Source organism: Thalassolituus oleivorans MIL-1 (genome assembly GCF_000355675.1).
GTDB lineage: Bacteria > Pseudomonadota > Gammaproteobacteria > Pseudomonadales > Oceanobacteraceae > Thalassolituus > Thalassolituus oleivorans.
This window is the reverse complement of the sequence record NC_020888.1, coordinates 1,984,130-1,997,136: the sequence shown is the minus strand read 5'-3', so window position 1 is coordinate 1,997,136 and position 13,007 is coordinate 1,984,130. Positions and strand designations below refer to the sequence as shown.

General features: G+C 45.8%; 12 protein-coding genes, 1 pseudogene and 2 riboswitches. Of the genes and pseudogenes, 9 read left to right on the top strand and 4 right to left on the bottom strand.

What is annotated here, in order from left to right:
• Nucleotide 1 precedes the first annotated feature (1 nt).
• Entirely contained in the window at nucleotides 2–727 is a 726-nt protein-coding gene (locus tag TOL_RS09035; protein WP_015487014.1) for a UDP-2,3-diacylglucosamine diphosphatase, read from the bottom strand.
• Entirely contained in the window at nucleotides 727–1,221 is a 495-nt protein-coding gene (locus tag TOL_RS09030; RefSeq protein WP_015487013.1) for a peptidylprolyl isomerase, read from the bottom strand. Before TOL_RS09030 ends, TOL_RS09035 begins: the two co-directional genes overlap by 1 nt.
• 166 nt (nucleotides 1,222–1,387) lie before the next feature.
• Here TOL_RS09030 and TOL_RS09025 point away from each other — a divergent pair, with 166 nt between their 5' ends.
• The 5 genes and pseudogenes from TOL_RS09025 to TOL_RS19300 all read left to right on the top strand — a co-directional run.
• Nucleotides 1,388–3,076: a glutamine--tRNA ligase/YqeY domain fusion protein gene (locus tag TOL_RS09025; RefSeq protein ID WP_015487012.1), complete on the top strand. Its 1,689-nt coding sequence runs from the start codon at nucleotides 1,388–1,390 to the stop codon at nucleotides 3,074–3,076.
• 8 nt (nucleotides 3,077–3,084) lie between these two features.
• A complete protein-coding gene (gene cysS / locus TOL_RS09020; protein ID WP_015487011.1) occupies nucleotides 3,085–4,455 on the top strand; it encodes a cysteine--tRNA ligase in 1,371 nt (456 codons plus the stop codon).
• A 454-nt stretch (nucleotides 4,456–4,909) separates the two neighbouring features.
• Nucleotides 4,910–5,500: a GNAT family N-acetyltransferase gene (locus tag TOL_RS09015; protein WP_015487010.1), complete on the top strand. Its 591-nt coding sequence runs from the start codon at nucleotides 4,910–4,912 to the stop codon at nucleotides 5,498–5,500.
• 142 nt (nucleotides 5,501–5,642) lie between these two features.
• Nucleotides 5,643–6,647: a hypothetical protein gene (locus TOL_RS09010; protein WP_015487009.1), complete on the top strand. Its 1,005-nt coding sequence runs from the start codon at nucleotides 5,643–5,645 to the stop codon at nucleotides 6,645–6,647.
• 32 nt (nucleotides 6,648–6,679) lie between these two features.
• Nucleotides 6,680–7,521: pseudogene (locus TOL_RS19300) on the top strand (IS3 family transposase); the annotation flags it as partial.
• Between the two features lie 350 nt (nucleotides 7,522–7,871).
• Here TOL_RS19300 and TOL_RS08995 read toward each other — a convergent pair.
• Nucleotides 7,872–8,879: a transposase gene (locus tag TOL_RS08995; RefSeq protein WP_015487007.1), complete on the bottom strand. Its 1,008-nt coding sequence runs from the start codon at nucleotides 8,877–8,879 to the stop codon at nucleotides 7,872–7,874.
• Nucleotides 8,880–9,229: 350 nt separating this feature from the next.
• On the opposite strand from TOL_RS08995, the gene TOL_RS19295 reads away from it, so the two are divergent.
• From TOL_RS19295 to TOL_RS08980, 4 genes are all read left to right on the top strand, one after another.
• Nucleotides 9,230–9,352, top strand: a complete 123-nt coding sequence (locus TOL_RS19295; RefSeq protein ID WP_015487006.1) for a DUF1348 family protein — start codon at nucleotides 9,230–9,232, stop codon at nucleotides 9,350–9,352.
• A gap of 236 nt (nucleotides 9,353–9,588) precedes the next feature.
• A riboswitch (glycine riboswitch) is annotated at nucleotides 9,589–9,677 on the top strand.
• Between the two features lies 1 nt (nucleotide 9,678).
• Nucleotides 9,679–9,783: riboswitch (glycine riboswitch) on the top strand.
• Between the two features lie 23 nt (nucleotides 9,784–9,806).
• Complete coding sequence (locus tag TOL_RS08990; RefSeq protein ID WP_015487005.1) at nucleotides 9,807–10,427, top strand: trimeric intracellular cation channel family protein; 621 nt, start codon at nucleotides 9,807–9,809, stop codon at nucleotides 10,425–10,427.
• A gap of 126 nt (nucleotides 10,428–10,553) precedes the next feature.
• Nucleotides 10,554–11,162: a 3'-5' exonuclease gene (locus TOL_RS08985; protein ID WP_015487004.1), complete on the top strand. Its 609-nt coding sequence runs from the start codon at nucleotides 10,554–10,556 to the stop codon at nucleotides 11,160–11,162.
• A 191-nt stretch (nucleotides 11,163–11,353) separates the two neighbouring features.
• Nucleotides 11,354–12,007 (top strand): YopT-type cysteine protease domain-containing protein, encoded by a 654-nt coding sequence (locus tag TOL_RS08980; RefSeq protein WP_015487003.1) that lies wholly within the window; start codon nucleotides 11,354–11,356, stop codon nucleotides 12,005–12,007.
• A gap of 110 nt (nucleotides 12,008–12,117) precedes the next feature.
• Here TOL_RS08980 and TOL_RS08975 read toward each other — a convergent pair whose 3' ends face one another.
• Nucleotides 12,118–12,969: a transglutaminase family protein gene (locus TOL_RS08975; protein ID WP_015487002.1), complete on the bottom strand. Its 852-nt coding sequence runs from the start codon at nucleotides 12,967–12,969 to the stop codon at nucleotides 12,118–12,120.
• Nucleotides 12,970–13,007 lie beyond the last annotated feature (38 nt).

The following is a 13,007-nucleotide window of genomic DNA, read 5'->3' as shown; positions in this document are numbered from 1 at the left end:
ATTAAAACGAAAACTTAGATAACTGCGGGGCCGAGTCTTTCTCCCAGCGAATCATCCAGCCTTGTGTATCATCCCAATCTCCCAACACTATGCGTTCACGGGCTTCACCTTGGTGTTGCCAATGATGCACATTGGGGCGGTGGGTGTGACCATGAATCATGCGTGCAACACCCGCTTCATCTAAGGCTTTATCAACCTCAATTGGCGTTACATCCATAATCTCAGCGCTCTTCATTTGCTGACCGGATTGGCTTTCTGAACGAACATGGCGCGCAAACGCAATGCGTTCTTCCAACGACTTGCCAAGGAAATCGGCCTGCCATTGTGGACTACGAAACATCTGGCGGATCTTCATATACTCAACGTCTTGGGTACATAAGCTATCACCGTGCAGAATCACCGCGCTTTCATCGCCATGATGAATCACACTGCCTTCGGCGACCATGTTCGCGCCAATGTCGGCACAAAAGGCTTCGCCGAGTAGGAAGTCGCGATTGCCGTGCATTAAATACACAGCAATACCACGCTCTACAGCATTCCTTAGCGTCGCTTTAACACCATCGACAAACGGATCGTTGTAATCGTCGCCCATCCAGACTTCAAAAAAATCACCCAGAATATACAAAGCCTCGGCATCGGTTAAACCATCGACAAAGCCTTTAAAACCCGCAGCCATAGCCGGCCGTTGATGTTCTAGGTGTAAATCGGATATGAAGTACAGCGCCATTATTCGATGATTTCTGCTTTTTCGATGATCACATCTTCTGCCGGAACGTCTTGGTGGCCCATCTTCGTGGTGGTGCGAACCGCTTTGATGCGGTTAACCACATCCATACCATCAACTACTTTGCCGAATACCGCGTAGCCCCAGCCTTGAGTATCTTTAGACGTGTGGTTCAAGAAAGCGTTGTCAGCAACGTTGATAAAGAACTGCGCGCTGGCAGAGTGAGGGTCCATGGTACGAGCCATAGCCAAGGTGCCTTTGGTGTTCTTTAGGCCGTTGTCTGCTTCGTTTTCGATGCTGTCGCTGGTTTCTTTGCTCTTCATGCCCGGCTCAAAACCGCCACCTTGAACCATGAAACCGTCGATAACACGGTGAAAAATCACGCCATCATAGAAGCCTTCTTTTACGTACTTTTCGAAGTTAGCAGCGGTTTTTGGTGCTTTTTCGAAGTTCAGTTCAATTTTGATGTCGCCGAAGTTGGTTTTTAGCAGGATCATCTTGTGCCTCAGAGTTAGAAATCGAGTATCCCTATACGGGATGGAACGCGTATAATACCGCCTTTTTCGCGGCCTTACAGCGCCGACGCGGTTTCTTGTTGCTGAAACAGACTATTTTCTTAGCAAAATATGAAATCGTATTGAAAACTGTACCGACACTTTATGGATGGTTATGACTGATACAACTGCCAACACAGCGAATACTAGCGCTAACTTCATCGCTAAAATCATTCAAGATGACCTCGATAACGGGCGTGTCACGCAGGTGGTTACTCGCTTCCCACCTGAGCCGAACGGGTATTTGCACGTAGGTCATGCCAAATCGGTATGTTTGAACTTCGGCTTGGCTGAACAGTTTGGTGGGCGTTGTAACCTACGTTTTGATGACACCAACCCAGAAAAAGAAAGCCAAGAATTTATCAATGCCATCAAAGATGACATCACTTGGTTGGGCTTTCAGTGGGCGGGCGAGATTCATTACGCCTCCGATTACTTCGATCAATTGCACGACTGGGCGGTGAATCTGATTGAATCGGGTAACGCCTATGTGTGTGATTTGTCGGCTGATCAAGCGCGTGAATACCGTGGCACCCTGACCGAAGCCGGTAAGCCAAGCCCATACCGTGAGCGCACAGTTGAAGAGAACCTTGACCTATTTGCTCGTATGCGTGCGGGAGAATTCGACGAGGGCGCCAAAGTGCTGCGCGCTAAAATCGATATGGCATCGCCTAACATGAACATGCGCGATCCGATTCTGTATCGCATTCGTAAGGTTCATCATCATCAAACCGGTGATAAGTGGTGCATCTACCCGAACTACGATTTTACTCATGGCCAATCGGATGCGATTGAAGGTATTACACACTCAGTGTGTACTCTTGAGTTTGAAGATCATCGCCCGCTGTATGAATGGTTCCTAGCGAACTTGCCAGTGCCTGCGCAGCCACGTCAGTACGAATTTGGTCGGTTAAACCTCGACTACACCGTGACTTCTAAGCGCAAGCTAAAAGCCTTGGTTGATGAGAAGGTGGTTGCCGGTTGGGATGACCCTCGTATGCCGACCATTTCTGGGATGCGCCGTCGTGGCTTTACTCCACGCTCAGTGCGTAATTTTTGCGACATGATCGGTGTCAGCCGCAGCGATGGCATGGTCGATGTTGCAATGCTAGAGCACGCACTGCGAGACGACCTGAACAAAAACGCACCGCGCGCTATGTGTGTGATTAATCCGCTGAAAGTTGTGATTGAAAACCTGCCAGAAGATCATTTAGAAATGGTTTCAGCAGATTATCACCACGAACTGGATTTGGGTTCACGCGAAATGCCGTTTACCCGTGAAATCTTTATCGATCAAGACGACTTTAAAGAAGAATACAGCAAGAAATTCAAAAAGAAATTTACCCCAGGTAAGCGTATTCGTTTGCGTCATTCGTATGTAATTGAAGCAACCAGCTACGAAAAAGATGAGCAGGGCAATGTCGTGCTCGTGCGCGCCAACCTAATCGAAGGCACCCTCGGTACTAATCCAGCCGATGGCGATAACCCGAAAGGCGTTGTGCATTGGGTGTCGGCGTCACACGGCATTCCAGCCGAGCTGCGTTTATACGAGCGCTTATTTACCCATGCATCACCAGACAAAACCGACGGCGACTTTATGGAATACGTGAATACCGATTCACTTAAAGTGGTTACCGCTTGGGTAGAACCGGCATTGGCCAATGTCGGCCCAGAAAACAACTTCCAGTTTGAGCGCGAAGGCTATTACGTATCGGATCGTTACGATCACGCCACGGATAAGCCAGTATTCAACCTCACCATCGGTTTGCGTGAAGACAAATCACTGACAGAAGCATAAGGAACACCATGAGCTTGCAGATATACAACACACTCACTCGCCAGAAAGAGACTTTTAAACCTTTAGTAGAGGGTAAAGTCGGCATGTACGTGTGTGGCATGACGGTTTACGACTTTTGTCATTTGGGTCATGCGCGAGCCTTCTTAGCCTTTGATTTGATTGTGCGCTACATGCGTCATATTGGGCTGGAGGTTAACTACATTCGTAACGTCACCGATATCGACGACAAAATCATTAAGCGCGCCAATGAAAATGGCGAACCGTTTTTAGATTTAGTCGATCGTTTTGCCAATGCCATGAACGAAGACTTCGATCAACTCGGTATTGGCCGCCCAACGCACGAACCTCGTGCCACGGCGCACATCGACGACATTATTAAATTAGTAAATACACTGATTGATAAAGGCTTTGCCTACGCCGTTCCGAATGGCGACGTGTATTACCGCGTACGCAAGTTTGAAGGCTACGGCAAACTCTCGGGCAAAGTACTGGATGATCTTGAAGCCGGTTCACGTGTAGACGTTGATACCGACAAAGAAGATCCACTCGATTTCGTATTATGGAAAGCCGCTAAACCAGACGAGCCACATTGGGAATCACCGTGGGGCATTGGTCGCCCGGGCTGGCACATCGAATGTTCTGCCATGTCGACTTGCTGCTTAGGCGAAACCTTCGATATTCATGGCGGTGGGCCAGACCTTAAATTCCCACACCATGAAAACGAAATTGCGCAAAGCGAAGCCGCCACCGGAAAAACCTACGCAAACACCTGGATACACGCTGGTGCCTTGCGTTTAGGCGAAGAAAAAATGTCTAAATCATTAGGCAACTTCTTCACCATTCGCGATATTTTAGAAAAATACAACGGCGAAGTGGTGCGCTTCTTCTTGATCTCAAGTCATTACCGCTCGCATGTTAGCTATATGGATAACAGCCTTGATGAAGCGCATAGCAAATTAGAGCGTTTTTATAACGCACTGCAAGAAGCCAACGTGGGTGACGCTGCCGATATCGACAACGAATACTCACAACGCTTCCACGCAGCCATGGACGACGACTTTAATACCCCAGAAGCCATCGCCGCTTTATTCGACCTCGTGCGCGAAGTGAATAAAACCACCGGCGAAGAACAGCTCGCATTAGCAGGCCAGTTAAAATACCTAGGCGGTGTACTAGGTTGCTTACAAGCCGACCCACAAACATTTTTGCAAGCCGGTGCCGGCGACGAAGCTGCATGGATTGAAGAAATGATCGCCAAACGCATCGCCGCTAAAAAAGCCAAAGACTTCGCCACCGCCGATGCTGTGCGTGATGAACTGGTTGCTAAAGGCATTGTGTTAAAAGACGGGCCAGAAGGGACGGTGTGGACTAAGTCTTAAATTAGTAGAATTTCAAACTAATAAAAAAGACTTAGATTGACCACAAAAACGCCGGGCACTGCTCGGCATTTTTGTGTTTGTTGTATTACATATACGAAAAACGACAAGTCACAATGAAAACTTCATATGTAAAGACATACTGATATATAAACAGTATATTTTTATAACAGCCTAAAAAATTGGCACACTTTACAAACGCGATTGCACGCTTTCACCGAGAGTGGTAGCTTAAACCTACTAAAAATCAGTAAGTTACAAATCTGGTTTACAAGTTAGTGTGCCATACAAAACCGAAATAGTGTGCCAGCACACTTTCACAGATGGATTGTACGTGTAATGGAATATGCCCCTTTTAAAACAATGAGTTATGACCAAATCGGCGCTTTGTCAAAACCGGCAAAGTGTGCCGGCACACTATTAAGCTGTTAAGCCTCCTCGGGAGTCAGGGATTTCTATGAAGTACGAAGAAAAGATACTTGAAGGGAAATATGTTCGTCTAGAACCTCTATCCACTTCGCACAAGGAAGGGCTCATCGAGGCGATTTCTGATGGGGAGTTATGGAATCTATTTGTAACCTTAGTCCCCAAACCCAGTGATATTGATGCGTTCATAGATAATGCCATTTCGGCTCAGAAAACCGGTGATGGCTTGGCATTCGCAACAATAGATAAACAGTCAGGTAAGGTTGCTGGCTCAACCCGATTCATGAAAACAGATTTCATAAACAAAAGAGCTGAGATTGGCTATACGTTTCTTGGAAAGTCATACCAAAAAACAAGAATAAATACCGAAGCGAAGTTATTGATGCTCACGCGTCTCTTCGAATCAATGTCTTTTAATCGAGTTGAAATCATTACAGATTACCTAAATAGTAATTCGCGCAATGCAATATTACGCCTCGGTGCAAAAGAGGAAGGTGTTTTGCGAAATCATATGCTCATGCCTGATGGTCGAGTCAGAGACTCTGTTCTGTATAGCATTATTAAAAATGAATGGGGTGGCGTAAAAATGAATATTTTAGATAAATTATCAAGCAGGGCTTAACAAGCATGTCAACCGGACAATTTTTTGCTACGCTCTTTTGTGAATTTCGCTTCGCTACATTTTTTCACAAAAGCTCTCCGCAAAAAATCGCGCGGTTACATGGGCGTTAGGCTTGCAAGTCAATTAATTATGGATGTACGGAATGTCTAAAAATAGTAGTTACGGATTTTTTAAGTTGTTTACCAATTACTTCTGGCTTGGGATTGTTTTTGTTCTACTGGCAATTGTCTTGGATTTGCAATTCCCTCAAATGCAATTTGGCTATAAAGTTTTGGTTAAAATGTTTGAGTCTGTAGGTATAGCAATACTTGTTGCTTCAATATTCACTTACGCAAGTGGTACATCAGAGTTTGTTGAAAAAATTAAAAGTTTATTGCAAGACATTGTTGTAAGTAGAAACTTTCTGGGAAATATAGACTCTGAAAGCAAGAGGGAAGCATTAAATGCTTTAATCAAGCCATCAATGGAGGAAAAGCGAGCTTATTCAAATATTGAAGATTATCTGAATACCTATATAAACCAGGCAATGGATGTAACTAGCAAGTGTGTTCGAAGTAACTACTTAATTAATGCAAGAGCTTATATTGATTCTGGTACAGTTTTTGTGGATTCAAGTATTTCCTATCGACTTTATCCAACCAAAGATGGCTATAGTGACATCAGGGTCGGTTTCCTTAAAGGAGAAGAGAAATCATCTTGCCGTAGAGTTGTTGTAAACACGCCTCATGGTGAGCGTCAAGTAATTGATGACTTTAAGTATGACGATATTGATATCGATGCAGGTGCTGCCAGATTGTCAACTATCACTCTCTCTAAATATGCCAAAAATTGCTCACATCTCGATATCTCAATTGATATGACAGAGGCAGGATCTGATCACTGGGTTATGCTTTCGTTTGCGACTCTTATTCCAACAGATGGATTTAGGCATGTCCTGCGCTGTGAGGATGGCCTTGTAATAAATGCTCATCACGCATTCATTCATGGTGCTAAATTCTATATCGATCAACCCTCAAATACCGAATTGACCGCATCATGTAACGAATGGATAAACGAGGGGACAGGACTTTCGGTTCTAATTTCGTTGCCCCATGTAGTACAGCCTAACAAGTCAAAGCACTCGGACGCTGATCTTCCCCCGATTTAACGGACACCAACATCTAACAGATGAGGTGTCCAATGCCAAAATACACAAAGCCCAGAAAGACGTGGCAGTACTCAAATGAATTCAAAGTTAAAGCCGTTCAGTTGAGTTTGATTGACGGTGTTCAGGTTAAAGAAGTCGCCGTTACTCTCGACATACATCCGTTTATGCTGTCACGATGGCGAAAAGAATATCGTGAAGGAAAGATCGTGGCAGATAAACGTAAAAAAGTAACTGAAGTATCTTCTAAGCAAGCCAAAGAACTCTCGAAAGTTAAGCGATTAGAAGCTGAAAATCGCAAGCTTAAGCAAGAGGTCGACCTACTAAAAAAGTGGCAACGGTTTCTTGCGGAGGAACATCAGCAAGGTATCGATTCATCGAAAGATTCGGACTAGATCTGGGGATTAAATCGTTGTGCTTTTGGCTCGGTGTCTCTCGAAGTGGTTATTACGATTGGCGTAAGCGCGAAGATTCGAGCCGCACAAGTGAAGATGCACTACTAAAGATTGAAATTCAGAAAGTGTATGACAAGGTCGAAGGGCGCTACGGCAGCCCTAGAGTTTGGAAAGCACTGCAAAACCAAGGATTTTGCGTCAGCAGGAAGCGTATAGCGCGCTTGATGCAAGAGATGGGCTTAATCGCGCGCGTTACTCGAGTAACCTACCGAGCACCCGGCATGAGGCGTTTCCTTGCCTCGGGTGAAAACCTGAGATCTGATGGTGCGGTGCCTGAAGCAAAGAACAAAGTATGGGTTGCGGATGTGACGTATCTCAAAGTAAAGAAGCAGTGGCATTACTTGTCAGCGGTCATGGATCTTCACTCACGGCGCATTGTTGGTTGGAGCTTAGATACGAAAAGAACGACGGAAGTAACCAAATAAATAGACAGTCACGATAAAAGAGGAAGCGGCAATTCACCCCCTTATATTTCCATGAAAAAATTTTATTTACGCTGGAGGAGGGTGCGGCGGAATTTTTGGCGATATTGCTTAAAATTAGCGATTATTAGACGAGATTAAACCTCAGAAAATAATAAATAAGACAGTCAAGATAAGAGAGGAGGCGACAATTCACGCTCTTATATTTCCACAGAAAAATTTTATTTATGCTGGAGGAGGGTGAGGCGGATTTTTTACCGATATTGCTTAAAATTAGCGATTTTTAGGCGAGATTAAATCTCAGAAGGCTTCTGAATTAGGATGGGGTGTGTTGAATTAGATTGTCGAGGTTACGAAAGCCTTAATTTGCAGGCTTGAATTCCCGCGGTTCGTCGTCGTTCTCTTTGTTTATCCCAAAAACAACTGATTTTTGATTTCACTTTATTGACGGCACCAACAACACCCTTGAATTCAGATTCAAAATTCTGGGTAATATAGAGCCAGTGTTCTGCATCGATTCCAAGCCGGTGCATGATAGCGGGTTCGCATTCTGAAATGGAGCCTCGTTTATTTTCTCTGATTTGGCGACCAGTCCAGTCGACTAATTCTAAATAGTCCGTCAGGCGCATTGGTATGCCCTCAGGCATATCCTGTTTAGGATTTCCGGCAAAGTTGAGAAGTTCAGGCACTTGTTGCTGGGGGTGGTTGGGGGAGTAGGCTTCTTTTGCTTTCTCAGCACGTTTTTTCACCGATGTATGCTTAGATTCTTCCGGTGTCTTTGCCATGGCTGCGCGCACTGGATTTAAATCGACGTAGGCCATGCATGCGGCTAGAGCTTTCTCATCGAGTAGTGCTTGAGACTTGAAACGGCCTTCCCAGAAATGGCCCGTGCATTCATCTTCATCATTTGCTAAGCGCGCGATTGTTTCATTTAACCGGCGCATAAACCAGCTGATGCTCATTAGTCGTGAGCGCCACTCTTCGATATTTCGCCGTAGCAATATCCATTGATCCTCCCGCAATTCCTCGCCACGTTCAAACTGCTGTGAAACGAGGGTGCCTTTATATAACTGATGCCAGCGTTGAACGACTTCAATGTCGGTTAACCCTTTAGACTTGGCTTGGTTGATATGAAGAACGGCGTGGAAGTGGTTCGACATTACAGCGTATGCTGCGATATCAATACAGTAGACCTTGGCTTGTTCGAGTAGTAGATGCTCGATCCAGCCGCGCCTATGCTCAAAACTACGACCTTCCTCGTCTGTTCCACATAGGAATGCACGCCTGACACAGCGCGAAACACAGTGGTAGTAGGGTGTGGCTTCGAGTGAGATGAGTTCTTTTCTTGGTTTAGGCATCCTAGCCTCCTGCAACTTGCTTCGTATTTTAAAGCTAGCGGTATTGACGTTCCTGATCAATCAGGCATTCTTCTTAGGGTGACTGTCCATAGTAGCGCGGTCCATAGTAGCGCGTTCGGGGATCTGGTGTAAGCCCCGTGCATTCAGGCGAACAGTACGCTGTGATTTCAGCGATGTCGAAGAAATACGGACTACCGGACGCAGTGCCGTAATTATCCGCTCAGATAAGTTCCATCTGGTGTTGCCGGTCTGGAGTCATGAGCAGGATCAGGAGTTCGTCAGAGACCTGATGCTCTGGCTGGTGAAAGAAACAAGGGTTCTACCCCGAATTTTTTGAAGGAGTGTATGAAATGAGCAGACCCCCTTTACCGCCGTTTAATGAGCAAACCGCGATTGAGAAAATTCGTCTCGCGGAGGATGGCTGGAACTCCCGAGATCCACACAAGGTTGCGTTGGCGCATCGCGAGCATTAATGAGCATCCGATCCGTGAAGACGAGCGGAAGTTTCATTGGCCATTGGGACGTCGCCCTGACGACCATCCGGGTTTAAGCGAATTGGGGTTTTAGGATGAGGGTTCTAGGACGGGGCTTTCTATGAAACGGCTATGATTTTGATCCACTGGTACTGGAGGGAGAGTTGAGTCTTCAGGATTGATTGCGTTTCGAGTTAAGCCTCTGGTTCCGTTTCTCACGGCAATTGTCTACAATGTTGGCTCTCGCAGGAGAGAGCCAGCGCTGCTGGCCACCGAAGGCGCAAACTCCCATAAACGCTCAGGTACCCAGGACTGCGACTCAGAAACATTTGCCATCTGGAGAGCGGTGCTCAGGCACCCACCGAAGGAGCAAGCCGGCCATACCTATGTGTCCGGTCAAACTCTCAGGTACCGAGGACAGGGGGAGGGGCACAGACTTTCACTGGAGCTCTGTGTGCTTACGACTGTCTATCTTATTGCTATTACCGCTGAAGCCATGTCTGGGGCACTTGCCGCCGGCAAACGTCAGATGGATATGTTTGGCGTGGTGTTGATTGCTTTTATTACCGCGCTCGGCGGCGGTACTGTGCGCGATATGTTGTTGGGTAACTTCCCGGTAAACTGGACCCAGCATCCTTCCTACATTTATCTGACGATTACTGCCGGTTTAATGACCATGGTGGTCGCGCGTTTTATGCATCGCTTGCAGCAACTGTTCTTGATTCTGGATGCTATGGGACTGGTGGCTTTCACCATCATTGGCTGTAATGTTGCGCTGGCCCTGAATTACGACCTGCCGGTGGTGATTATGTCGGGTGTCATTACCGGTATTTTTGGTGGCATTCTGCGCGATATTCTCTGCAATCAGACCCCTCAGGTGTTGCAAAAAGAACTTTACGCGAGTGTTTCTCTTTTGGTTGCAGGGCTGTACCTGACGCTGCACGACGCTGGGTTTGATCATGACCTCACCTTGCTGGCTTCGTTCAGCTGTGGCCTGGCATTGCGTTTAATCGCTATCCGATGGCAGTTATCTCTGCCGGTATTTTCATACAGCCCTGAGCGCTGGCAGGATTAGTCCTAACTATAACTAAATGGACAGTCACTCTAATCAATAACTAAATGGACAGTCACTCTAATCAGTTACTCTCACGAGTTTAAAGAGAGCTATTTTTGGATACGCATTTATTGGAGGTAGCATTTAGTGGAAGTCCCCTTTAACAGGCCAACCAAGGAACAGATTAGAGAATTACCGGTTTATCAAGGTGTTGATCTGGCTAATATTGTCGTTGTAACCAATAAGGCGGAGGCAATTGCGGCTGTCTCTGAGTTGATAAAACATTCAGTGCTTGGGTTTGATACTGAGAGTAAGCCTACCTTTAAAAAAGGAGAGGTAAGTTCTGGCCCTCATCTTATTCAGCTATCTTGCCTGTCAAAAACATTCATTTTTCCTACGATATTTCCTGAAGCCGTTGAGGAAACTGCTCAAGTATTGAGTAATGCAAGCATCAAAAAAGTCGGCTTTGGGTTGGCTGATGATAAAAAAATAATTCTTCAGAAGTTTGGTATTAAGGTAGAAAACACTCTAGAGCTTTCGTCAAAAGTGCAGAAGTTTACCGGTGTTAAACAGAAGGTAGGCGCGAGAGTTGCTGTTGCCATGTTGTTTGGGCAACGTCTAACAAAAAGCGCTCAGACGTCCAACTGGGCTGCATTTCCGTTGCAGGATTATCAGTTAAAATATGCGGCGAACGATTCATACTCTGCACTGTGTGTTGAGATCGAGATTGAGAAATCAAACAACTCATTTGTTTAGTTTTCTAGTGACGAGCTAGACGTACATGGACAGTCATCGTTATGCGGATAGTTTAAGAAGTACATGCACAGTCATCGTTACGCGTAGTCATAGTTATGCGTAAAAATAAAAAATTCAACTGCAACTTTCCTCAAGCTCGCACCGTATAAGCATGTAACCCTCAGCAATTAATATCTTTGAAGGAGCATAATATGCCGCACCGAGCTTACCCTCTGAACAATGTTCAACAACTAGCCGATAATTTTCAAGGCCACTGCACATGGGACTTCAGTCAAGGCTTCCCCTTGCACTTTATACAAGCCCCAACTGGCAACGGGATTTGTATGGGATTATCTTGCCACTGGATCAAGTATCATGCATTGGATGATTCACTGGTAACCCACTTGGGTGCCTACCGGATTCCCAATACGCGCACTTTTATTCCATTCAATCATAATGAATACCAGCGCATTTCTCAGTGGCAAAATAATTTAGCTACTTTTCCAGACTGGAGAATGGGATACCAGAACTGGTTTCGTAATCAGGGTATTGGTATTCACTCTAGTACCCGAATACCTATGAACAGTGGTGCCCTGAAAACTGAATTGGAACGCATTCAAGGTGGACATGTCTTGATTATCCTGGATGGACAACGCGCTAACGGCTCTCACGCTATTTCAGCTTATATCGGCCAGAACGGAGAAGACGTCTGCTTCTTTGATCCAAACTACGGTGAGTACTGGTTTCAAAACCGTAACGATTTTTTCTTTTTCCTACATCTGTTTTCCAATTTCTGTTATGGCCATAACCATCAACGGCATACCGGCTTTAACCGTTACGAAATTGTGCGTCTCTATCGCCAGTAACGCTTGGAACAGAAATAACGGCAAAGTAACCCAATAGGGCCTGACTCGATCTACTTGGGCTCTATTCTCTTAATCTGTTGTCTACGGTCACACTAGATCTCTGTATTTATTCAACACGCACTTACCCAAACCCCAACATCCAGCTTCGATTCTGCAAAACCCGCAAAGGATCCAGATATCGGCGGCACGGCTTCTGCTAACCGTGATACGGCGACGGGGATGTGATCTGTGCCTACTATGTCGCCTATCGTCGGATCAAATCCTTTCCAACCGCCGCCGGGTATATACACTTCGGCCCATGCGTGAGTCGAGCCTACTTGGTTCGACATTAATGGCGCATGCAAATAGCCACTGACAAATCGAGCTGCGAGCCCGAGGCATTTAACCGCTTCCATAAACAGCAGGGCAAAATCACGGCATGATCCAGAACCGAGCGAGAGCGTTTGCTCGGCGGTTTGCACGCCGGGCTCTTCCCTTACTTTGTATGAGAGTGTGGTGTATACGGTTTTAGCAAGTCGTTGTAGCAGGGTATAAGTTTGGACTTGTTCGCCTGACTTCCAGACATTAAATATCCAGTTATTCAATAATTCTCGCGTTTTTTGGTCGGGTAATACCCGGTAGGGTGATAGTAAAAACTGATCGCTCTTGCTGTATAAAAAAGGATAATTAATCGCATAATCAGCAACGATGAAATCCAACGGTGATTCATTGTACTGTTGAATAATGACTTCACTTTCAATGGTGAGTTGCTGTGTAGGGCTGGAAAAGTTAGCGATGGCAACCGAATTACCTTCGACATCACGATGCCAATAAATTTTCGCATCGGGTGAAATTTTCAATACAAACGATTCGATGCGCAGGTCGTGACCTTCACGTGGGCGCAAGAGCAGATGCTGGGCACCGAGCGTTACTGTGTCGCTGTAGTTGTAATACGTGCGATGAATAATTTTATAACGTTTCATAATGATCCCAAGGTGGGTTACAAAATCATCATACCCTA

Excerpts from the sequence above, each read along its gene's own strand:
- TOL_RS09035 (WP_015487014.1), bottom strand. The coding sequence starts at position 727 with ATGGCGCTGTACTTCATATCCGATTTACACCTAGAACATCAACGGCCG.
- TOL_RS09030 (WP_015487013.1), bottom strand. The coding sequence starts at position 1,221 with ATGATCCTGCTAAAAACCAACTTCGGCGACATCAAAATTGAACTGAAC.
- TOL_RS09025 (WP_015487012.1), top strand. The coding sequence starts at position 1,388 with ATGGTTATGACTGATACAACTGCCAACACAGCGAATACTAGCGCTAAC.
- cysS (WP_015487011.1), top strand. The coding sequence starts at position 3,085 with ATGAGCTTGCAGATATACAACACACTCACTCGCCAGAAAGAGACTTTT.
- TOL_RS09015 (WP_015487010.1), top strand. The coding sequence starts at position 4,910 with ATGAAGTACGAAGAAAAGATACTTGAAGGGAAATATGTTCGTCTAGAA.
- TOL_RS09010 (WP_015487009.1), top strand. The coding sequence starts at position 5,643 with ATGTCTAAAAATAGTAGTTACGGATTTTTTAAGTTGTTTACCAATTAC.
- TOL_RS08995 (WP_015487007.1), bottom strand. The coding sequence starts at position 8,879 with ATGCCTAAACCAAGAAAAGAACTCATCTCACTCGAAGCCACACCCTAC.
- TOL_RS19295 (WP_015487006.1), top strand. The coding sequence starts at position 9,230 with ATGAGCAGACCCCCTTTACCGCCGTTTAATGAGCAAACCGCGATTGAG.
- TOL_RS08980 (WP_015487003.1), top strand. The coding sequence starts at position 11,354 with ATGCCGCACCGAGCTTACCCTCTGAACAATGTTCAACAACTAGCCGAT.
- TOL_RS08975 (WP_015487002.1), bottom strand. The coding sequence starts at position 12,969 with ATGAAACGTTATAAAATTATTCATCGCACGTATTACAACTACAGCGAC.